Origin of the sequence: Nocardioides oceani (assembly GCF_030412965.1) — a bacterium.
In the GTDB taxonomy this organism is placed as follows: domain Bacteria; phylum Actinomycetota; class Actinomycetes; order Propionibacteriales; family Nocardioidaceae; genus Nocardioides; species Nocardioides oceani.
The window spans coordinates 15,785-36,070 of record NZ_JAUHJQ010000012.1; the positions used below are offsets into that span (position 1 = coordinate 15,785).

A 20,286-nucleotide genomic window follows, 5' to 3' on the forward strand; every position below is an offset into this window, starting at 1 on the left:
GGGCCGGGGTGGGGCCGGGCCCGCGTCAGGTGGTCGGCGGGTGGGTGGCCAGCGCCAGCGCAGAGGTGACGAGGTGGTGGCGCACCTGGTCGGGGCTGATCGCGCCGACGGTCGGCACGCCGGGGGCGGCCTCCTCGACGAGGATGCCGAGCCGCGCGAGCTGGAGTGCGCCGAGGCCGCTGGCGTAGAGGGTGTTGGCGAGCAGCGCGGGCTCGTCGACGTGGAAGTCACCGGTCGCGACGCCGTGCTCCAGCGCGCTGCTCAGCTGGCGCAGGCAGGAGGAGATCCCGCGGCCGAGCCGGAAGAGCGCGCTCTCGCTGATCTCGTCGAGCAGCTCCGCGCCGGTGCGGCGCATCAGTGCCTGCGCGCAGTCGACGAACGCGGGGTGGGCCAGGCCGTAGTCGACGAAGGCGGTCACGATCGCGGCCAGGCGCGCGGGCGCCGCCTCCGCGCCGTCGGCGGCGGCCTCGAGCTCGCCGCGCAGCTCGTCGAGGTAGGAGACCAGCGTCAGCGCGAAGATCTCCTCCTTGCCGGAGAAGTGGCGGTAGACGATCGCCCGGTTGATGCCGACCGCCGAGGCGATGTCGTCGATCTGGGCGTCGCGCACGCCGCGCTCGTCGAAGAGCCGGCGGGTGGCGGCGACGATCTCCTGCTCCCGCGCCCGGCGACGGGCGGCGGCAGCGGAGCGCCGGCCGTCGATGCGCTGGGTGGTCATACCCCGATCGTAGCGAGCGTGCAACTCGGAGTTGCACGGCTGTGACGGATCTGGCGCGACCGCGTCCGGGGACCGTCAACCGCCGGCCGGCACGCCCAGCAGCACGGCCAGCAGCACGGCCAGCAGCACGGTCACCGCGGCGGCGCCGGCCACCAGCACCAGCACGCCCAGGTCGTGCCGCCGGCGCCAGCCCCAGCCGGTCGCCAGGAGCGCGAGGACGAGCCCAGGGGCGGTGGTGCCCGCGCCGCCGACGGCGTTGGTCGCCCAGGTCGTGCCCACCCCCACGGCCAGCGCGACGGCCGCAGCAGTCGCGACCGGCGCCGCGGTCGCAGCGGGGCGCGGCCGACCGCGCATCGTGGTGGCCAGCGCCGCGAGGACGAGCGCCACGCCGGCGTACCAGACCAGGTGCCCGACGGCCTCGTCCCACAGGTGCGCGGTCGGGCCGGGGTCGGTGTTGGCGACGGAGTTCGCGGCGAGGTGGATGCCGTGCCCGGAGGCATACGCGACCGCGCCGCACCCGAGCAGCACCCACTGCCGCGGCGTCGCGCGGGCGGCGGCGAGCGTGGCGGCCGCCGGGGCGAGCACCAGCCAGGGCACGGCGAGGTCGAGCCAGTCGGCCCAGCGGGTGCCCGCGGGTGCCGCGCCGAGGCCGTCGGGCAGCAGGCCCAGGTGGTGGAGCACGGCGTAGGACAGCGCCGTCGTCGCCAGCCACCGGGTGTGCACGAGCCGCATCATGGCGGACGGCACGCCGGGCGCGGCGGCCGGCGCGTGGCTCAGGCGTCGACCAGGGAGGGGTCGACCTCCTGCCAGCGGCCCATCGACTCGTCCCAGAAGACCAGCACGCGGGCGCCGTCCTCGGTGTTGGTGCCGCGGTGCAGGTGGCCGGGCGGCAGCGGCTCGTCCTCGATGTCGGCGTTGGCCTCGTAGCCCGAGACCTGCCAGAACTGCACGTTCCTCATGGGTTCGTCCTCACCCGTCCTCCTCCTCGCTGGGCCGGCCCGTGAGCAGGGCGCGCACGCTGCCGATGGTGTCGATCTCGTCGGGCCGCTTGTCGTCGCGGTAGCGCACGACCCGCGCGAAGCGCAGCGCGACGCCGCCGGGGTAGCGGGTCGAGCGTTGCACGCCGTCGATGGCGACCTCGACGACCTGCTCGGGCCGCACCCGGACGGCGTACGGGTCGCGGGAGGTGGCGAGCCCGAGGAACCGCTCGGTCTGCCAGGCGAGCATCTCGTCGGTCATCCCCTTGAACGTCTTGCCCAGCATCACGAGCTCGCCGGTCTCGGGGTCGCGGGCGCCGAGGTGGATGTTGGACAGCCAGCCCTGCCGCCGCCCCGAGCCCCACTCGACGGCGAGCACGACGAGGTCGAGGGTGAGCACCGGCTTCACCTTGACCCACGCGGCGCCGCGGCGGCCGGCGTCGTACGCCGCGGCGAGGTTCTTGACCACGACGCCCTCGTGCCCGGCGGCGAGCACCTGCGCGACGAACCGATCGGCCTCGTCGACGTCGGCGGTGACCAGCCGGGCGACGCGGTAGCGGTCGGGGACGAGCCGCTCGAGCTCGGCGAGCCGCTCGGTGCCGGGGGAGTCGAGGAGGTCGCGGCCGTCGACGTGGAGCAGGTCGAAGAAGTACGGCGTCACCGCGACCCGGCCGTCGGAGGCCTGGGCGGTGCGCGAGGCGGTCTCCTGGAAGGGCCGCGGCCGGCCGTCGGCGTCCAGCGCGATCGCCTCGCCGTCGAGCACGAACCGCTGCGCCGGCAGCGACCGCGCGACCGCGACCACCTCGGGCAGCCGGTCGGTGATGTCGTCGAGCGACCGGGTGGCGACGAGCACCGCGTCGCCGTCGCGGTGGACCTGGATCCGGATCCCGTCGAGCTTGGTGTCGACGGCGACCTCGCCGCCGCCGGCCTTCGCCATCGCCTCCTCGGTCGAGGTCGCCGAGGACGCGAGCATCGGCAGCACCGGGCGGCCGACCTCCAGCCCGAACGCCGCCAGCGCCTCCTCGCCGCCGGTCAGGGCGGCGACGGCCACGGCGACCGTCGACCCGGCGAGCATCGCGGCCCGCCGCACCGAGGCGAGCGGTACGCCGCCGGCGGCCGCGACCGCCTCCTGCACCAGCGCATCGAGGGCACCCTGGCGCACCTCGCCGGTGACGAGCGCACGCAGCCAGGTCTGCTCCTCGGCCGTCGCCCGGCCGAACACCTCGGCGACCGCGGTCGCCCGCGCGGACTGCGACCCGGGCCCGGCGAGCGCCGCGATCGCGTCGAAGGCCTCGTGCACCCCGGCGACGGTCAGCGACGGCTCGGCCGCCGGCGCGGGGAGCGTGGCGAGCGAGCGCCACACGAGACCGGTGCGGCGCTGGCGCAGCGAGCCGGCGACGTACGACACGACGGTCGAGACCTCGTCCGGGTCGGACAGCTCGAGCCGCGCCAGCAGCTCGGCGACCGCCGCGACCTTGGCCTTGCGGGAGCGGGTGGCGGCGACGGCCTGCGAGGTGGCCACGACGTCGGCGAGGAGCACGGGGCCATTCAACCCAGCCACGCAACACGGAATTCACACAGTCGGTGGTTACCGACGCGTATCCCTCGCGCCGCACCGTCGTTCTCCAGGCAACCCCACACCGCCTCGGGCCCCACCGGGTCCAGCACGAACGTCAGGAATGCCGTGGTCCGCTCGCGCACGTCCGTCGCCGCCGTCATCGGCCTGGCGGCGATCGCCGTCCCCACCCTGTCCATCACCGGCTCCGCCGACGCCACCTCGGCGCCGGCCGCCTCCGCTCCCACCACCACCGGCCCCGTCGCCGGCCTCGTCGGCGACCTCCGGTCGCTGGCGTACGACGCCCGCCGGGCGCTCCCCGACCTCGGGCCGACCACGGCCCAGCGAACAGCCGCCCGCTCCCTGGGCGCCTCGGTCGCGTGGAACCCCGCTGGCACGCCGCGCTCGGTCTGGAAGGACGGCGGCACGCTCACCGGCCCCCGCTCCGGCGACGCGGTCACGATCTCGCGCGGCTGGCTGCGGGAGAACACGGCGGTGCTCGGGATCGACGCCGCCGACGTGGACGCGCTCGAGGTGATCCGCGACCACGAGCTGCCCGGGACAGGCGCGCGGGTGGTCAGCTTCGCGCAGGTCTTCGGCGGCGTCGCGGCCGGCTACGGCGGCGTGCTCACCGTGGTGACCGACCGCGCCGGGCGGGTCGTGAGCTACGCGGGCAACCCGGTCCGGCCCAGCCGGTTGGTCGGCTCCTTCGACCTCTCGCCGGCCGAGGCGATCGGCACGGTCCTCGACGCCGTCGCGCCCGCGGTCGACATGGTCGTCGAGGCGCTGGGCCGCAAGCAGGGCGGTTACGACGTGTACGCCGCCGGCCCGCTCGCCGACGTGCTGCGGGTGCGCCGGATCGCGTTCCCGATGGCCGACGGCGCTCGCGCGGCGTACGCCGTGCTGGTCGTGAAGAGCATGCACGAGGCGTACGTCCAGGTCGTCGACGCCGCCACCGGCGAGCCGCTGCTGCGCAAGTCGCTGGTCCAGCACGCCGAGGGCACCGTCTACGAGAACTACCCGGGCGCGCCGAAGGGCGGCAAGCCGGTCACGAAGTCCTTCGACAAGACCCCGCAGTCGCCCCGCGGCTGGGTCGACCCCACGGGCATCCTCGGCACCGGCATCACCACGCTGGGCAACAACGCCGACACCGCGAACGCGTGGACCGTCCCGCTGGTCCCCGTCGACCAGGCGATCCGCCCGGTCTCGCCGACCGGCACGTTCGACTACGACTTCCCCGACGCCTGGCGCGAGACCAAGGGCGCGACCGGCTCGTGGGTGCGCGACGCGAACGCCGCGGCGGTCAACCTCTTCTACCACCACAACCGGATCCACGACGAGTACTACGAGTTCGGCTTCACCGAGACGGCCGGCAACTTCCAGCTCGACAACTTCGGCAAGGGCGGCCTCGGCGGCGACCTGATCCTCGGCGGGGCGCAGTCCGGCGCGACCGGCCTGACCGACCCGGTCCTCGGGCTCGGCCGCAACAACGCCAACATGCTGACGCTGCCCGACGGCATCCCGGGCATCACCAACATGTACCTGTGGAACCCCGTCGACGACGCGTTCGAGGGTCCCTACCGCGACGGCGACTTCGACGCGACGATCATCCAGCACGAGTACAGCCACGGCCTCTCCAACCGGTACGTCGGCGGCGGCGGCCTCGGCGCGCTCGGCGTCGTGCAGGGCGGCTCGATGGGCGAGGGCTGGGGCGACTGGTTCGCGATGAACCACCTCTTCCGCGAGGGCCTCTCGCGGACCGCCGTCACGGCGGCGTACGTCGGCGACAAGCACCGCGGCATCCGCAACTGGAACTACGCCGAGCACCCGACTACGTACGGCGACATCGGCTACGACACCTCCGGCCCCGAGGTCCACTCCGACGGCGAGATCTGGACCGCGACGCTGTGGGACCTGCGCACCGCGATCCTGCGCAGCGTCGGCGGCGACCAGCGCCGGGCGAGCGACATCGCCGAGCACCTGGTCATGGACGCGATGCCGATCTCGGCGCCCGAGCCGTCGTTCCTCGACATGCGGGACGCGATCCTCAAGGCCAGCCAGCTGCGCTACGGCAAGAAGTACGACGACCTGCTCTGGGCCGTCTTCGCCAAGCGAGGCATGGGCGCCTCGGCCCGCACGAAGGGCGAGGCCGACACCGACCCGCGGCCGGGCTTCGACGTCAAGTCGGCCGCCGCCAACGGCCGCTTGGCCCTGCGGGTCCTGAACGCCTCCACCGGACGCCCGGTCAAGGGCGTGCGGGTGCTGCCCGGCGTGTTCGAGGCCCGCACGACGCCGGTCGACACCACCGACAAGTCCGGTCGCGCCGGCGCCGCGATGACGCCGGGCCGCTACACGCTGACCCTGCAGGCGCCGGGCTTCGGCATCCAGCGGTTCCCGGTCACCGTCCAGCGCGGCCGCACGCTCGACAAGACCATCCGCCTCCGGCCGAACCTCCTCTCGGAGCTGTCCGGCGCGAAGGTGACCAAGGTCAGCAGCGAGAACCCCGCGCTACCGGCGGCCGCGATGTTCGACGACACCGAGGCCAGCGCCTACCAGACCGGCCCGCAGGACGTGGCGTACGTCGACGGCAAGAAGGCCTCGGTGGTCGTCCGGCTGCAGAAGTCCTCGGTCGTCGAGACCGTCAACGTCAGCGTGATGAAGCCGCCGACGCTGCCGCGCTTCGCGGCGGCCGACAAGGTCCGCGTGCAGACCTCCACCGACGGCAAGCAGTGGCGCACGGTCACCACGGCGACGTACTCCTTCAAGCAGCCGCGACCCACCGTCGGCGACCAGATGCTCAAGACCTACGACCTGGAGCGGCCGGTCAAGGCCCGCTTCGTCCGGGTCAGCCCGCTGTCCACCTTCGGTGACGGCGCCGAGAACGCCTCGACCGCGATCATCGGTGAGGTCCAGGTCTTCGGGCGGGCCTCCGGGATCACGCCCACCGAGCCGAAGCCCGACAAGCCGGTCACCACCTCCGGCTCGGTCGCCGTTGGCAACCCGGCGCAGGGCTCGCTCCTCGGGCTCGACCCCTACCGCCCCGGCGTCACCGAGCTGTCGTGGGCCGCGAGCTGCCCGGAGCTGCCGCCGGCCAACGGCTCGGACGCCTGGTTCACCAAGCTGCCGGAGGGCTCGGCGGACGGCAAGCACACGCTGACCTACAGCGGCTCCGTGCCGGTCGGTGAGTGGCTGCTCTACTGGTACGGCCCGGACTGCGCCCCGATCGCCGGCGACTTCGGCTACTTCGACGAGGCGGTCACGATCCCGCCGGGAGCGGCGTACGCCGGGTTCCTGCTGATCTACGGCGCGGGCGCGTCCTTCGACGTGACGGTGCGCGAGCCGCGCTGACCGCGTCCCGTCGCGGTCCCGCTCACATCTCGGTGAAGTCGGCCTCGCGGCCCTCGGCGAACGCGCCGAGGGCCTCGAGGTTGGCCGGGCCGCCCATCAGCTCGGCGAAGGCGGCGTTCTCGCGCTCCCGGGCCGCGTCGATGCCCTCCCGCAGGGGCGCCGTCATGGCGCGCTTGACCGCCACGAGCGACGCCACCGGGCGCGAGGCCAGCACCTCGGCGTGCCGCCGCGCCTCGGGGAGCAGGTCGTCGGGCTCGCAGACCCGCCACACCAGCCCCATCTCCAGCGCCTCGGCGGCGGACACCCACTCCGCCGACAGCAGCATCCAGGCGGCGTCCTGCCGCCCGACGAGCCGGGGGAGCAGGTAGGACGACGCGGCCTCGGGGGCGACGCCGAGGGAGGTGAAGGGGCACTTCAGCCGGGCCGTGGAGGACATGAACGCGAGGTCGGCGAAGCCGAGGATGGTCGCGCCGATCCCCAGGCCCACGCCGTTGACCGCCACCACGAGCGGCTTGGGGAGGTCGACGAGGGCGTCGACCAGCCCGGGGAAGCCGTGCCGGCCGCGCTGGAAGGTCGGGTCGGTGGCGATGCGGTGCATCTCCAGCAGGTCGGTCCCGGCGCTGAATCCCCGGCCGTTGCCGGTCAGCAGGACCACGGCCACGTCCGGGTCCTGCGCCGCTGCCAGCAGTGCGTCGGCGAGCGCGTCGTACAGGGCCTCGTTGAAGGCGTTGAGCGCCTCGGGGCGGTCCAGGGTCAGGGTGCGCACGCGGCGCTCGTCGGAGACCTGCAGCATGGGCGGAACCCTAGCGGCGGGAGGTAGAACGTGTTCTCGTCCGTTGCTGCCTGGGCCGCTGTCGGTACGCCGGGTTAGCGTCGTGCCGTGACGTCCTCGACCCGCGTGTGGCACCCGGACTGGCCCTGTGGCCTGGGGCCGATGCGGCTGCTCAAGCGGGGCGGCGGGGACCCGACGTACCGCGTCGACGCGCACGGACGGCACTGGCGCGGCATCCGCACGCCCACCGGCCCGGCGACGCTCGCGCTGCACCTCGCCGCGGGCGAGGGCGCCGTGCACGCCGAGGCCTGGGGGCCTGGCGCGGAGTGGGCGCTGGCCTCGGTGCCGGACCTCCTCGGTGCGGGCGACGACTGGACCGGCTTCGACCCGCGCCACCCGGTCCTGGTCGCGGCCCGACGACAGCACCCGCACGTACGGCTCGGGCGGACCGGCCTGGTGATGGAGGCGCTGGTCCCCGCGATCCTCGAGCAGAAGGTGACCGGGCAGGAGGCGTTCGCGGGGTTCCGCATGCTCGTGCGGAGGTACGGCGAGCGCGCACCCGGCCCCGGCCCGGAGCGCGACCTGTGGGTCCAGCCGACGGCCGAGACGATCCGGCAGGTGCCGTCGTGGGAGTGGCTGCGGATGCACGTCGACCACGCGCGCTCGCGGGCGCTCGTCACCGTCGCCCGGGTCGCCGATGCCATGGAGCGGCTCGTCGTCCTGCCCGGCGACGAGGTCGAGCGACGGCTGTGCGCCATCCCCGGCATCGGGCGCTGGACGGCCGCGGAGGTGCGGCAGCGGGCCCTCGGCGACCCCGACGCGGTGTCCTTCGGCGACTACCACGTGGCCAAGGACGTCGGCTGGGCGCTCACCGGCACCCCCTTCGACGACGCCGCGATGGAGGCCTACCTCGAGCCCTGGCGCCCGCACCGCCAGCGGGTCGTCACGCTGCTCTACCTGGCCGGCCACCGGCGCCCCCGCCACGGCGCGCGGATGGCGCCGCGGACGCACCTGCCGGCGCGGGTCACACGTACCTGATCGCGACCGCCGCCGCCTCCGCGACCGCCGACTCCGGCACCTCGCCGTCGGCGTGCTGGGACCGGACCAGGACGGCCAGCACCCAGGGGTCGCGCCCCGGCGGCCAGAGCACGGCCACGTCGTTGACGGTGCCGTGCCCACCAGTGCCCGTCTTGTCGCCGACCCGCCAGCCGGCCGGCACCGCCGCGCGGATCCGTGCGTCGCCGGTGGTGGCGTCGACCATCAGCCCGGTCAGCAGGTCACGGGCGCCCTCCTCCAGCGCGCCGCCCAGCAGGAGCGCGGCGTAGGTCGACGCGAGCGCGGCCGGCGAGGTCGTGTCCCGCGGGTCGCCGGGCACGTGCTCGTTGAGCGCCGGCTCCCAGCGGTCGAGGCGGGTGATGTCGTCGCCGAGGGCGCGCAGGTACGCCGTCACCGTGGCCGGGCCGCCCAGCTCGGCGAGCAGGGCGTTGGCTGCCTCGTTGTCGCTGTCGCGGACCGCCGCGGTGATCCACGCCCGCATGCGGGGGTCCGGCGCTCCGTCGCGGGCGAGCAGCGCCGCCGCCACGAGGGGCTTGACGGTGGAGCAGAGCGCCAGGCGGGTGTCGGCGCGGTGGGCGAGGAGCAGCCCGGTCGTGTCGGCGGCGGCCAGCCCGACGACGGCGTCGTGCTCGTCCTCGATGCGGCGCAGCTCCTCCCGGCCGGCGCCCAGCGCGGGCGCGCCCACAGGTGGTTCCCGCCGAGGCGACGGCGAGGGCGACGGCGACTTCGACGGCGACTTCGACGGCGACTTCGAGGGCGAGGCGGGGGCCGGGTCGTCGGAGCCGCAGGCGGCGAGCGCGGTCAGGCCGAGACCGAGCAGCGCCGAGCGTCGTGCCAGGAGGGACCTCACGGACCCATCCTCCCGGTGGCCGCTCGGCCCGGTGCTCCCGGGCGACCGGACGGTGCGCCCCTACACTCCGCTGCGTGCCGATCCGCCAGGAGCTCCTCGACCTGCTCGCCCGGCGGGCGCTGACGGAGGACGCGGCGCGTCCCGAGGCCGTCGCCCGGCTGCACGCCCGCGGCGGGCGCACCGCGCGGGAGAACGTCGCCGCGCTCGTCGACCCCGGCAGCTTCGTGGAGTACGGCCGGTTCGTCACCGCCGCCCAGGAGGGACGGCGCGACCTCGACGACCTCCTCGACCGGACCGTCGCGGACGGCATCGTCGGCGGGCTCGCGACCGTCGGTGGACGCCAGTGCGCGGTGCTGTCCTACGACTACCTCGTCATGGCCGGCACCCAGGGCATGCGCGGCCACCGCAAGACCGACCGGCTCCTCGACGTGGTCGAGCGGCTCGAGCTGCCGACCGTCTTCTTCGCCGCCGGAGGTGGTGGCCGGCCCGGCGACTCCGACATCCCGCTGGTGTCCGCGCTCGACGTCACCACCTTCGCCGCGTGGGCGCGGCTCTCGGGACGGGTGGCGCGGATCGCGGTCGTCGACGACAACTGCTTCGCGGGCAACGCCGTCGTCGCCGGGTGCGCCGACCTCGTCGTGGCCACCGAGCGGGCCTCGCTCGGCATGGGCGGGCCGGCCATGATCGCCGGTGGCGGGCTCGGCGACGTCGCCGCCGAGGACGTCGGGCCGATCGACGTGATGACGGCCAACGGCGTCGTGGACGTGGTCGCCGAGGACGACGAGGTGGTCGAGGTCGCGCAGCGGCTGCTCGGCTACTTCCTCGGCCCGGTCGACGAGTGGACCGCCCCCGACCAGGCCCCGCTGCGCGACGCGGTCCCCGACGGCGAGCGGACGGCGTACGACGTCGAGCCGGTCGTGGAGACGTTGTGCGACGTCGACAGCGTGACCGTGCTCCGGCCTTCGTTCGCCCCCGAGCTGCTCACCGCACTCGGTCGCATCGAGGGCCGGACGGTCGGGGTGCTCGCCAACGACACCCGCCACATGGCCGGCGCGATCACCGCGGACGCCGGCGACAAGGCGGCACGCTTCCTGCAGCTGTGCGATGCCCACGGCTTCCCGGTCGTCTCGCTCGTCGACACCCCCGGGATGATGGTCGGACCCGACGCGGAGCGGACCGGGCTCGTGCGGCACACCTCGCGCCTGCTCGTGGTCGGGGCGCAGCTCACGGTGCCGCTCGTCGGCGTGGTGCTGCGGCGTGCGTACGGGCTCGGCGCCCAGGCGATGCTCGGCGGCAGCACCCACGAGCCGCTGCTGACCCTCGCCTGGCCCGGCGCGCACCTGGGCGCCATGGGCCTCGAGGGCGCCGTGCGGCTCGCCATGCGACGCGAGCTGGAGGCGATCGAGGACGACGCCGAGCGCGAGCGGACCGTGCAGGAGCTGACCGCCTTCGCACGCAAGCGGTCCTCGGCGCTCAACGTGGCCCGCCACTTCGAGATCGACGACGTCATCGACCCGGCCGAGACGCGGCACCTCCTCGCCCGCGTCATCGACGCCGCCGCCCGCGACGACCGGCTGGTCGGCTCCCGGCGGTCCGTCGACACCTGGTAGGCCCGCGTTCCGCCGGTCCTGTGGATGGCCGGCTGCGCCTGTCCGCGGCTCGTCCTAGGGTCACCGGCGTGCCCGAGCCGACGCCTCCCGACGCCGGGATGCTGCGCGCCTCGACCATCGACGGCGTCCGCGCCGCGCTGTCCGCCGCGCTCGATGCACCGTCCGGACTGGATGACGCCGAACGGGTGGACTCCATCACCGCCCTGGAGGACCTGGTCCGGGTCGCGACCGCCGCCCAGGCGGCCCTGGCCCGCGAGCTGGACGCCTCGCAACGCGCCGCGCAGGCCGGGGCCGGGGTGCCTCCCGCCCGCCGCGGCCGTGGGGTCGCCGCGCAGGTGGGCCTGGCCCGCAAGGAGTCCCACCACCGCGGCCAGCGCCACCTCGGACTGGCGAAGGTCGTGGCCGCCGAGATGCCGCTGCTGTGGGCGGCGTGGCGGCAGGGGAAGGTCACCGAGTACGGCGCCACCCTGGCCGCCCGCGAGACCGCCTGCCTGGAGCTGGAGGACCGGCGCGAGGTCGACCGGCTCCTGGCGTCCGACCCCGAGGCGCTGGACCGGATGAACGATCGCGACATCGCCTCGGCGTGCCGACGGCACGCAGCGCGCCTGGACGCCGCCGCGGTCGTGCGCAGGCAGCGGCAGGCGACGGCGGACCGACGCGTGACGATCCGACCCGCGCCGGACGCCATGGTCTACCTGACCGCCCTGCTGCCCGCGGCGGAGGGAGTCGCGGCGTACGCAGCGCTCGTCAAGGCCGCCGACCGCGCCCGGGCGGACGGCGCGGACGACCGCGGCAAGGGCCAAGTCATGGCCGACACCCTGGTGAGCAACGTGCTCGGTGGTCACGAGGCCAACGGCGGTCCGAGGATCGAGCTCGGTCTCGTGATGTCGGACCAGGTGGTGTTCGGGGAGTCCGACGAGCCGGCCCACGTCGACGGCTTCGGGTGGGTTCCCGCCGAGCTGGGCCTGGAGGTCCTGGCAGGCGCGCTCAGCAGGGGCGACGAGGTCTGGCTGCGGCGGCTGTACGCCGGCCCGCAGACCGGCGAGCTCGTCGCGATGGACTCCCGGGCCCGGAGGTTCCCCCGGGCGCTCGCCCGCCTCATCCGCCTCCGCGACCAGGTGTGTCGCACCCCGTGGTGCGGTGCACCGATCCGGCACCAGGACCACGCCCGGTCCGTCGCCGATGGCGGGGAGACGACCGGCCGGAACGGACAGGGCCTGTGCCAGGCCTGCAACCACGCGAAGCAGGCACCGGGATGGGAGGCCGAGCCGTCCGACGACGGTGTCGAGACCACCACGCCGACCGGGCACCGACATCACAGCCGGCCCCCCACCCTGGTGACCGTCCGCCGGGGGCCACCGATCCGCCTCGAGTTCGTCCTGGCCACCTGACCCGGCGAGGGCCCCTCGTGGGTCAGCCCCGGCGACGGTCCGGCTGGACGCGCAGCGCGCCCAGGGTCGTCGCGAGCATCTCGTAGTGACCGACCAGCATCAGCAGCTCGATGCAGGTCGGCTCGTCGAGCTCGGCACGCAGCTCGGTCCACGTCGCGTCCGAGAGGTCGCGGGTCGTGTGGAGCTCGTCGGTCGCCCGCAGGAGCAGCCGTTCGCGAGGCGACCACCCCGGGGCTTCCGGCCCGTCCGAGACCCGGTCGATCTCGTCGTCGCCGAGCCCGGCACGACGCCCGAGCCCGCGGTGCTGCGTCGCCTCGTACTCGCTGCCGGTCAGGTGCGCGACCCGCAGGATGACCAGCTCGGTCTCGCGACGGGGGAGCCGGCCGCCGGGCATCATCCGGCCCGCGAAGTGCAGCCAGCCCCGGAACAGCCGGCGGTGCCGCCCAAGGGTCAGGAACACGGCCGGCGGTTCCGTGCCGGAGACCCGACCGGCGAGGTGGGCGAAGGCCCAGGTTGCCAAGCCGACGTCGCGTCGGGTGCCGGGCGTGATCCGCGCGCTCATGCCGCCTGCTCCGACCGGTGCGCCTGCTCGACGGGCGGCGGCGCCGTCGTGACATCTGGGCTCATGATCCGCATGAGCATCCGGTACCCCGCCCGCGTCGGCGCGGCAGGTCCGCGCAGGCGGTCGGCGCCCTCGCGCGGCGCGCCGCACCGCCGGTGTCGCGCCGAGGTGCGGACGTGGTAGCCAGGGCTCGTGACCGCGACCCTCCTGGACAAGCTCCGCACCGCCGACCGGGCCACGGCCGACCGGTTCTTCGCCGAGACACCCGCCGAGGAGCTCGTCGCCGCGGTAGCCGCAGCCGATGACGACCAGCTGCTGCAGCTGATCGGCCAGGAGGAGGTCCGCGCCGCGGCGGTGCCCGGCATCCTCCGGCGGATGGAGGAGTACGCCGACGCCGACCGCCTCGCGGCGGTGTCCGGCATGGTGCGCTTCGACCTGCGGCGCAACGGCCGGTTGCTGGAGAGCCACGCGATCCGGCTCGACCACGGCACGGTCGGGCTGGTGGTCGACCCGGAGGCCGCAGCCGGCGCAGACGTCGTGCTGACCACGAGCCTGCTGCGTTTCGTGCGGCTCGTCTCGGGCCAGCGCAACGCGGGGCTGGAGTACCTCTGCGGCGGGCTCGACGTCGAGGGCGACGCGCTGCTGGCGCTCTCCGTCGGAGCGGTGTTCCGCGTGCCGGGCCACACCGGCGCCGCGGTCGACCCGACCGCCCTGGACCCCGACGCGGTGGCGCGAGCCGTGGGCGAGGCGAGCACCGACCACCTGCGTCGCGTGATGGCCGGTGGTTTCCGTCCGATCGTGCTCGAGGAGGTCTTCCGCCGGCTGCCGTCGTTCGTCGACGGTCGCAGGGCGGCGCGGCTCGACCTGACGGTGGGCTTCCGGCTCGGCGGCGGCCCGGGGGAGCCGGACCGCTACGTCGTCGCGCTTCGCGAGGGCGCGGCCGTCGTCACGCGCGGCGACGAGGGCCACCGCGACGCGACGATCGTCTGCGAGGCCCACGACTTCCTGCGCCTGGCCACCGGCCACCTCGGCGCCGTCGCCGGCGTGCTGAAGGGTCGGCTGGGGGTCAAGGGGGACAAGTCCAAGGCGCTGCAGCTCGCCTCGGTGATCCAGTTCCCCGCCGGCGCGGACGCCTGAGCGGCCGGGCGAGCAGGAGGAGAGCCGGTCAGAGCAGGGGGCGCAGCGGGCGCAGCAGCGACTCGGTGAACCGGCGGTGCAGGTCGCGTGCCTCCCACTCGCCGCTGGTCAGCTCGATGGAGTTCGACTCGTCGACGAGGTGGATCTCCTCGAGCGTCCGGGCGAGGGCGCCGTCGATGATCTCGACGTTGATCTCGTAGTTGCCCTGCAGGCTGAGCCGGTCGATGTTCGCGGTGCCGACCGTCGACCAGGTGCCGTCGACGGTGGCGGTCTTGGCGTGCACCATCGCGTCCTTGAACCGGAAGATCCGCACGCCCGCGTCGAGCAGCTGGGAGAAGTAGCCGCGCGAGATCCAGTCGGCGACGACGTGGTTGGACTTCAGCGGCACCAGCAGCCGGACGTCGACCCCGCGGCGCGCAGCGTCCTTGAGCGCGTCGACCAGCTGCTGGTCGGGCAGGAAGTAGGCCTGGGTGATCCAGATGTTGCGGCTGGCGCGGTTGAACGCCTCGAGGTACATGCCCCGGATGGGGAACATCCACAGCCGGGGGATGTTGCGCTGGAACCGGATCATCGGCTCCCACGTCGACGCGGTCTCCAGCAGCAGCGGCCGCTCGCTGTGCCCGATCCTGCGGCGGCGGTGCAGGTTCCAGAAGTCGGCGAAGGCGCGCTTGAGGTCCCAGACGCCGGGTCCGGTGATCCGGACGTGGGTGTCGCGCCACTCGGTCTCGTACGCCGCACCGACGTTGTAGCCCCCGACGAACCCGACCGCGTCGTCGACGACGAGCACCTTGCGGTGGTCGCGCCCGTAGCGGCCGAGGTCGAAGAAGCGCCAGCCGGCGCCGTACACCGGGTAGCGCAGCACCTTCAGCGACGGCGGGAACCGCTTGAACCTGGGCGAGACCACCAGGTTCGCGAAGCCGTCGTAGATGCAGTAGACGTCGACGCCACGCGCCGCCGCGTCGACGAGCGCCTGCTTGAACCGCTCGCCGACCGCGTCGCCCTTCCAGATGTAGGTCTCGAAGAGCACCTGTCGCTTGGCGCCGGCGATCGCGGCGAGCATGTCCTCGTAGAGGTCCTTGCCGTAGGTGTAGACGGTGACCTCGCCCTCGCCGACCGCGACCGGCGACGGCGGGGTGACGGGGAACGGCTTGGGCTTCTTGCCGCGGCGGCGGTAGGAGTCGACCAGTGACATGCCGATGGCGAGCGCCAGCTGGACGCCGAAGACGGTCATCAAGGTGACGCGGAGGTACCGGAGCAGCCGCTCGATCACGAGCTGGCGGCGGACGGTCACGAGGCCCAATCTAGGGCACCGGCGCCCGGTCCGCGTCGGCGGGAGCGGCGCCGGGCCGGCACTGTCGGCGGGCCCGCGTACGCTCGAAGCCATGCGTCCAGTGACCGATCTCGAGCGCCGTGTCGCCCCGTTCCAGGTGGTCTCCGACTACCAGCCCTCGGGGGACCAGCCGGCCGCGATCAAGGAGATCACGAAGCGGATCAAGGCCGGCGAGGAGGACGTCGTGCTGCTCGGCGCCACCGGCACCGGCAAGACCGCGACGGTCGCCTGGGTCGCCGAGCAGGTGCAGCGGCCGATGCTGGTCATGCAGCCCAACAAGACGCTGGCCGCGCAGTTCGCCAACGAGCTGCGGCAGCTGTTCCCCGACAACGCGGTCGAGTACTTCGTCTCCTACTACGACTACTACCAGCCCGAGGCGTACGTCCCGCAGACCGACACCTACATCGAGAAGGACTCCTCGATCAACGAGGAGGTCGAGCGACTGCGGCACTCCGCGACCAACAGCCTGCTGACCCGCCGCGACGTCATCGTGGTCAGCACGGTCTCCTGCATCTACGGCCTCGGCACGCCGCAGGAGTACGTGGACCGGATGATCCGCCTCAAGGTCGGCGAGGAGCACGACCGCGACTCGATCCTGCGCCGGCTGGTGGAGATCCAGTACACCCGCAACGACATGTCCTTCACCCGCGGCACCTTCCGCGTCCGCGGCGACACCCTCGAGATCTTCCCGGTCTACGAGGAGCACGCGGTCCGCATCGAGTTCTTCGGCGACGAGATCGAGCGGCTGATGACGCTGCACGCGGTCACCGGCGAGGTGCTCACCGAGGACGAGGAGCTCTACGTCTTCCCCGCGACCCACTACGTCGCCGGCCCCGAGCGGATGGAGCGCGCGATCAAGGGGATCGAGCTCGAGCTGGAGGACCAGCTGGCGAAGTTCGAGCGCGAGGGCAAGATGCTGGAGGCCCAGCGGCTGCGGATGCGCACGACGTACGACATCGAGATGATGCGGCAGGTCGGCTCCTGCTCGGGGATCGAGAACTACTCGATGCACATCGACGGCCGCCCGCGCGGCTCGGCGCCCAACTGCCTGCTCGACTACTTCCCCGAGGACTTCATGCTCGTGGTGGACGAGTCGCACGTGGCGGTGCCGCAGATCGGCGGCATGTACGAGGGCGACATGTCGCGCAAGCGCAACCTCGTCGACCACGGGTTCCGGCTGCCCAGCGCGATGGACAACCGCCCGCTGCGGTGGGAGGAGTTCCTCGACCGGATCGGCCAGACGATCTACCTCTCCGCGACGCCGGGCGACTACGAGCTGGACAAGGTCGGCGGCGACGTCGTCGAGCAGATCATCCGCCCGACCGGGTTGGTCGATCCCGAGGTCGTGGTGAAGCCGACGAAGGGCCAGATCGACGACCTCATCCACGAGATCCGGCTGCGCGTGGACCGCAACGAGCGTGTCCTGGTCACCACGCTGACCAAGAAGATGTCCGAGGACCTCACCGACTACCTCCTCGACGCCGGCATCCGCACCCGCTACCTCCACTCCGAGGTCGACACCCTCAAGCGGATCGAGCTGCTGCGCGACCTCCGGCTGGGGGAGTACGACGTGCTCGTCGGCATCAACCTGCTGCGCGAGGGCCTGGACCTGCCCGAGGTCTCGCTGGTCTCGATCCTCGACGCCGACAAGGAGGGCTTCCTCCGGTCGGACAAGTCGCTGATCCAGACGATCGGCCGCGCGGCGCGCAACGTGTCGGGCCAGGTGCACATGTACGCCGACAAGATCACCCCGTCGATGGAGAACGCCATCGACGAGACCAACCGCCGTCGCGCCATGCAGATCGCCTACAACACCGAGCACGGGATCAACCCGACCCCGCTGCGCAAGAAGATCGCCGACATCACCGAGATGCTCGCCCGCGAGGACGAGAGCACCCAGGCGCTCCTGGAGACCTGGGCCGGCACCGAGGCCAAGGGCCGCGCCGGCGGCGTCAAGACCAAGCAGCCCGTCCCGGCGCTGGGCAAGGAGTCGGCGGGCAAGCACGCCAAGGACCTCGCCGGCATGCCGAGCTCGGACCTCGCCCAGCTCATCCAGGACCTCACCGACCAGATGCGCACGGCGGCGGCCGAGCTGCAGTTCGAGCTGGCCGCGCGCCTGCGCGACGAGATCTCGGAGCTGAAGAAGGAGCTGCGGCAGATGATGGAGGCAACGAGGTAGTGGAGGAGCCGCGCCTGCGCACCTCGGTCCTTGTCTGGGGCGTCGGCCTCCTGGTCTACCTGCTGGCGGTCTTCCACCGCTCCTCGCTGGCCGTGGCCGGCCTGGCGGCCTCGGAGCGCTTCGACATCTCCGCCTCGCAGCTGGCGACGTTCACCATGCTCCAGCTGCTGGTGTACGCCGGCATGCAGGTGCCCGTCGGACTGCTCGTCGACCGCTGGGGCTCGCGCAGCGTGCTGCTGACCGGGCTGGTCACCATGACGCTGGCCCAGGTGGGGTTCGCCCTCGCCACGACGTACCCCCTCGCCCTCGCGGCCCGGGCGCTCGTCGGCGTCGGCGACGCGCTCACCTTCATCTGCGTGCTGCGCCTGGTGACCAGCTGGTTCCCGCTGCGGCACATCCCGCTGGTCAGCCAGCTCACCGGCACGTTGGGCCAGCTCGGCGCGGTGATCTCCGCGGTGCCGATGACCTGGGCCCTGCGCGACCTCGGCTGGACGACGGCGTACCTCGGCGCGGCCGCGCTGGGCCCGGTGCTCATGGTGGCGCTGCTGCTCGTCCTGCGCGACACCCCCACCCGGCGCAACCTGCGTGGCGAGCCGATGTCGCTGGCGGCGGTCCGGCGCAGCCTGGCCGCGTCGTGGTCGGAGCCGGGCACCCGGCTGGGGTTCTGGATGCACTTCTCCACCCCGTTCAGCGGCAACGTGCTGGGCCTGCTGTGGGGCTACCCGTTCTTCGTCCGCGGCGAGGGCCTGTCGCCGGCGGTCGCGAGCACGCTGCTGACCGTGGTCGTGGTGGCCGTGATGGCCTCGGGCCCGGTGCTCGGCTGGCTCGTCGGCGTCCACCCGTGGCACCGGTCCTCGATGGTGCTCGGCATCGTGGGCGCGATCGCCACGGCGTGGACCGTCGTGCTGGCCTGGCCGGGGGAGGCACCCCTGCCGGTGCTGGTCGTGCTCGCGCTGGTCGTCGGCGTCGGCGGGCCGGCGTCGATGGTCGGCTTCGACGTCGGCCGCACGTCGAACCCACCGGAGCGGCTCGCCAGCTCCAGCGGCCTGATCAACCAGGGCGGCTTCATCGCGAGCCTGGTTCTCGTCGTCGCGGTCGGCGTCGTCCTGGACTGGCGGACCCCGACCGGCTCGGACTACACGCCCGAGGCGTTCCGGTGGGCGATGAGCACGCAGTACGTCCTGTGGGCGCTGGGCGCCTCGCAGGTCTGGCGCTACCGCCGGCTGGCGCGGCTCACCACCACCCGTGAGGCGCTGACCGCCTCGGTCCGGGGCCGTCCCTGACCACCTGCCTACAAGGTATAGGGTGAAACCTATGTCAGTTAGGAAGGGCCTCAGTGCCGACCGCGTGGTCGTCGCAGCCGCCGAGCTCGCCGACGACGTCGGCCTGGCCGAGGTGACGTTGTCGACGCTCGCGCGTCGCTTCGAGGTGAAGCCGGCCAGCCTGTACTCCCACGTCGCGGGCTCCGACGACCTGCGGACCCGCGTGGCGCTGCTGGCGCTGGCCGAGCTCGCCGACCACGCGGCGGACGCCGTCGCGGGACGGGCCGGCGGGGACGCGCTGCGCGCGATCGCCGACGTCCACCGGGAGTACGCCGCCACCCACCCCGGCCGGTACGACGCCGCCCGCCTGCGCCTGGACGCCGCGACGGCCGCGTCGAGCGCCGGACCGCGGCTGGCCGCGATGATGCGGGCGGCGCTGGCGGGCTACCGCCTCGGCGAGCCGGACGAGACCCACGCGGTCCGGCTCGTCGGCAGCGTGGTGCACGGCTTCGTCGACCTCGAGCGGTCCGGCGGCTTCGACCACAGCGCACCCACCAGCGAGGAGACGTGGCACCGGGTGCTGGACAGCCTGGACGCCACGTTCGCCGGCTGGAGCGCCTCGTGAGGCCGGTGACCGAGCGCGAGGTCCGCGCGTCGTTCGTCAACGCCAGCCGGGGCGAGGCCAGCCGCCTGCGGCTGCCTGACCTGGCCGACCAGCCCTGGGACGACCTGGACTTCCTCGGCTGGGTCGACGAGCGAGCGCCCCTCCAGTGCTACGTGGTGCTCGCGCCCGAGGACGGCGAGGCGGTCGGCATCCAGCTGCGCCGCTCGCAGGGCGGTGCGGGGCCGCGGCGGGCGCGGATGTGCTCGCTGTGCCTGACCACGCACCCTGGCCAGGGCGCTGCGCTGCTCGTCGCGCCGCGGGCCGGCCGGTCCGGCCGGGACGGCAACTCCGTCGGTATCGACGCCTGCGTCGACCTGGCCTGCTCGGCGTACGTCCGGGGGCTCAGGCCACTGCCGGCGCTCATGCGGGTGCCCGAGACGCTCTCGACCGAGGAGCGCGCCGCGCGGCTGCGGCGCAACCTCGAGACGTTCGTGGCGCGGGTGCGGGCGTCGGCCTGAGCCCCTAGGGTCGCGGGCGTGGACGTCGAGCGGATCCAGGCCCACTGCCTGGCCAAGCCCGGTGCCTGGCCCGACGACCCCTGGGGCCACGAGCACCCGGTGATCAAGGTCGGGTCGGCCGACCGCGCGAAGATCTTCGCGTTCCTGCGCGAGGACGGCGTCGGCGTCAAGGCGGGCACCCGCGAGGTCGCCGACGAGTGGCTGGACCGGCACCCGGGCCACGCCCGGGTGATGGCCTACATCGGGCGCAGCGGCTGGAACGACCTGTCCTTCGAGATCCCCGACGACGAGCTGCTCGAGGCCGTCGACGAGTCCTACCGGCTCGTCGTCGAGGGCCTGCCGCGCAAGCACCGCCCCGACGGCTGGGACGCCTGACCGACGCGCCCACCCGACGGCGCACCAGCACCGGGCCGGCACCGG

General features: G+C 73.8%; 18 protein-coding genes. 10 read left to right on the forward strand and 8 right to left on the reverse strand.

The window, feature by feature from the left end; genetic code table 11:
- Positions 1-25 precede the first annotated feature (25 nt).
- The 4 genes from QWY28_RS20215 to QWY28_RS20230 all read right to left on the reverse strand — a co-directional run bounded on the left by QWY28_RS20215 (position 26) and on the right by QWY28_RS20230 (position 3,232).
- Entirely contained in the window at positions 26-715 is a 690-nt protein-coding gene (locus QWY28_RS20215) for a TetR/AcrR family transcriptional regulator (RefSeq protein ID WP_300954518.1), read from the reverse strand.
- 75 nt (positions 716-790) lie between these two features.
- Positions 791-1,438, reverse strand: a complete 648-nt coding sequence (locus QWY28_RS20220) for a hypothetical protein (protein ID WP_300954521.1) — start codon at positions 1,436-1,438, stop codon at positions 791-793.
- Positions 1,439-1,488: 50 nt separating this feature from the next.
- The gene (locus QWY28_RS20225; RefSeq protein ID WP_300954523.1) at positions 1,489-1,674 is read right to left on the reverse strand and encodes a hypothetical protein; all 186 of its coding nucleotides are present in this window, start codon (positions 1,672-1,674) and stop codon (positions 1,489-1,491) included.
- Positions 1,675-1,684: 10 nt separating this feature from the next.
- Positions 1,685-3,232, reverse strand: a complete 1,548-nt coding sequence (locus QWY28_RS20230; RefSeq protein ID WP_300954526.1) for an ATP-dependent DNA ligase — start codon at positions 3,230-3,232, stop codon at positions 1,685-1,687.
- A gap of 144 nt (positions 3,233-3,376) precedes the next feature.
- Between QWY28_RS20230 and QWY28_RS20235 the strand changes: the two genes are divergently transcribed.
- The gene (locus tag QWY28_RS20235) at positions 3,377-6,595 is read left to right on the forward strand and encodes a M36 family metallopeptidase (protein ID WP_300954528.1); all 3,219 of its coding nucleotides are present in this window, start codon (positions 3,377-3,379) and stop codon (positions 6,593-6,595) included.
- Between the two features lie 22 nt (positions 6,596-6,617).
- Here the strand turns inward: QWY28_RS20235 and QWY28_RS20240 are convergent, their stop codons facing one another.
- Positions 6,618-7,388, reverse strand: a complete 771-nt coding sequence (locus QWY28_RS20240) for an enoyl-CoA hydratase/isomerase family protein (protein ID WP_300954530.1) — start codon at positions 7,386-7,388, stop codon at positions 6,618-6,620.
- Positions 7,389-7,475: 87 nt separating this feature from the next.
- Here QWY28_RS20240 and QWY28_RS20245 point away from each other — a divergent pair, with 87 nt between their 5' ends.
- Positions 7,476-8,405, forward strand: coding sequence for a DNA-3-methyladenine glycosylase family protein (locus tag QWY28_RS20245; protein WP_300954532.1), 930 nt, complete (start codon positions 7,476-7,478; stop codon positions 8,403-8,405).
- Here QWY28_RS20245 and bla read toward each other — a convergent pair.
- Entirely contained in the window at positions 8,392-9,273 is an 882-nt protein-coding gene (bla, locus tag QWY28_RS20250; protein WP_300954534.1) for a class A beta-lactamase, read from the reverse strand. The two genes, QWY28_RS20245 and bla, sit on opposite strands and share 14 nt — an antisense overlap.
- 74 nt (positions 9,274-9,347) lie before the next feature.
- On the opposite strand from bla, the gene QWY28_RS20255 reads away from it, so the two are divergent.
- On the forward strand, positions 9,348-10,883 hold the full coding sequence (locus tag QWY28_RS20255) for an acyl-CoA carboxylase subunit beta (RefSeq protein WP_300954537.1): 1,536 nt from the start codon (positions 9,348-9,350) through the stop codon (positions 10,881-10,883).
- A gap of 68 nt (positions 10,884-10,951) precedes the next feature.
- A complete protein-coding gene (locus QWY28_RS20260) occupies positions 10,952-12,274 on the forward strand; it encodes an HNH endonuclease (protein WP_300954540.1) in 1,323 nt (440 codons plus the stop codon).
- Between the two features lie 22 nt (positions 12,275-12,296).
- On the opposite strand, the gene QWY28_RS20265 is transcribed toward QWY28_RS20260, so the two are convergent.
- Complete coding sequence (locus QWY28_RS20265; protein WP_300954542.1) at positions 12,297-12,836, reverse strand: carboxymuconolactone decarboxylase family protein; 540 nt, start codon at positions 12,834-12,836, stop codon at positions 12,297-12,299.
- A 192-nt stretch (positions 12,837-13,028) separates the two neighbouring features.
- On the opposite strand from QWY28_RS20265, the gene QWY28_RS20270 reads away from it, so the two are divergent.
- Complete coding sequence (locus QWY28_RS20270; RefSeq protein WP_300954544.1) at positions 13,029-13,973, forward strand: SCP2 sterol-binding domain-containing protein; 945 nt, start codon at positions 13,029-13,031, stop codon at positions 13,971-13,973.
- Between the two features lie 28 nt (positions 13,974-14,001).
- Here QWY28_RS20270 and QWY28_RS20275 read toward each other — a convergent pair whose 3' ends face one another.
- Positions 14,002-15,204, reverse strand: coding sequence for a phospholipase D-like domain-containing protein (locus QWY28_RS20275; RefSeq protein ID WP_300954627.1), 1,203 nt, complete (start codon positions 15,202-15,204; stop codon positions 14,002-14,004).
- A gap of 151 nt (positions 15,205-15,355) precedes the next feature.
- Here QWY28_RS20275 and uvrB point away from each other — a divergent pair, with 151 nt between their 5' ends.
- The 5 genes from uvrB to QWY28_RS20300 are packed head-to-tail and all read left to right on the forward strand — an operon-like array spanning position 15,356 to position 20,241.
- Positions 15,356-17,482, forward strand: coding sequence for an excinuclease ABC subunit UvrB (gene uvrB, locus QWY28_RS20280; protein WP_300954546.1), 2,127 nt, complete (start codon positions 15,356-15,358; stop codon positions 17,480-17,482).
- On the forward strand, positions 17,482-18,765 hold the full coding sequence (locus QWY28_RS20285) for an MFS transporter (RefSeq protein ID WP_300954548.1): 1,284 nt from the start codon (positions 17,482-17,484) through the stop codon (positions 18,763-18,765). The genes uvrB and QWY28_RS20285 overlap by 1 nt, the downstream gene beginning before the upstream one ends.
- 31 nt (positions 18,766-18,796) lie before the next feature.
- Complete coding sequence (locus QWY28_RS20290; RefSeq protein WP_300954550.1) at positions 18,797-19,369, forward strand: TetR/AcrR family transcriptional regulator; 573 nt, start codon at positions 18,797-18,799, stop codon at positions 19,367-19,369.
- Positions 19,366-19,866 (forward strand): FBP domain-containing protein, encoded by a 501-nt coding sequence (locus QWY28_RS20295; RefSeq protein ID WP_300954552.1) that lies wholly within the window; start codon positions 19,366-19,368, stop codon positions 19,864-19,866. The genes QWY28_RS20290 and QWY28_RS20295 overlap by 4 nt, the downstream gene beginning before the upstream one ends.
- An 18-nt stretch (positions 19,867-19,884) precedes the next feature.
- A complete protein-coding gene (locus QWY28_RS20300; RefSeq protein ID WP_300954555.1) occupies positions 19,885-20,241 on the forward strand; it encodes an MmcQ/YjbR family DNA-binding protein in 357 nt (118 codons plus the stop codon).
- Positions 20,242-20,286: the final 45 nt, after the last annotated feature.

Coding starts and splice junctions, on each gene's coding strand:
- QWY28_RS20215 (WP_300954518.1), bottom strand. CDS start 715: ATGACCACCCAGCGCATCGACGGCCGGCGCTCCGCTGCCGCCGCCCGT.
- QWY28_RS20225 (WP_300954523.1), bottom strand. CDS start 1,674: ATGAGGAACGTGCAGTTCTGGCAGGTCTCGGGCTACGAGGCCAACGCC.
- QWY28_RS20240 (WP_300954530.1), bottom strand. CDS start 7,388: ATGCTGCAGGTCTCCGACGAGCGCCGCGTGCGCACCCTGACCCTGGAC.
- QWY28_RS20265 (WP_300954542.1), bottom strand. CDS start 12,836: ATGAGCGCGCGGATCACGCCCGGCACCCGACGCGACGTCGGCTTGGCA.
- QWY28_RS20275 (WP_300954627.1), bottom strand. CDS start 15,204: ATGACCGTCTTCGGCGTCCAGCTGGCGCTCGCCATCGGCATGTCACTG.
- uvrB (WP_300954546.1), top strand. CDS start 15,356: ATGCGTCCAGTGACCGATCTCGAGCGCCGTGTCGCCCCGTTCCAGGTG.
- QWY28_RS20290 (WP_300954550.1), top strand. CDS start 18,797: ATGTCAGTTAGGAAGGGCCTCAGTGCCGACCGCGTGGTCGTCGCAGCC.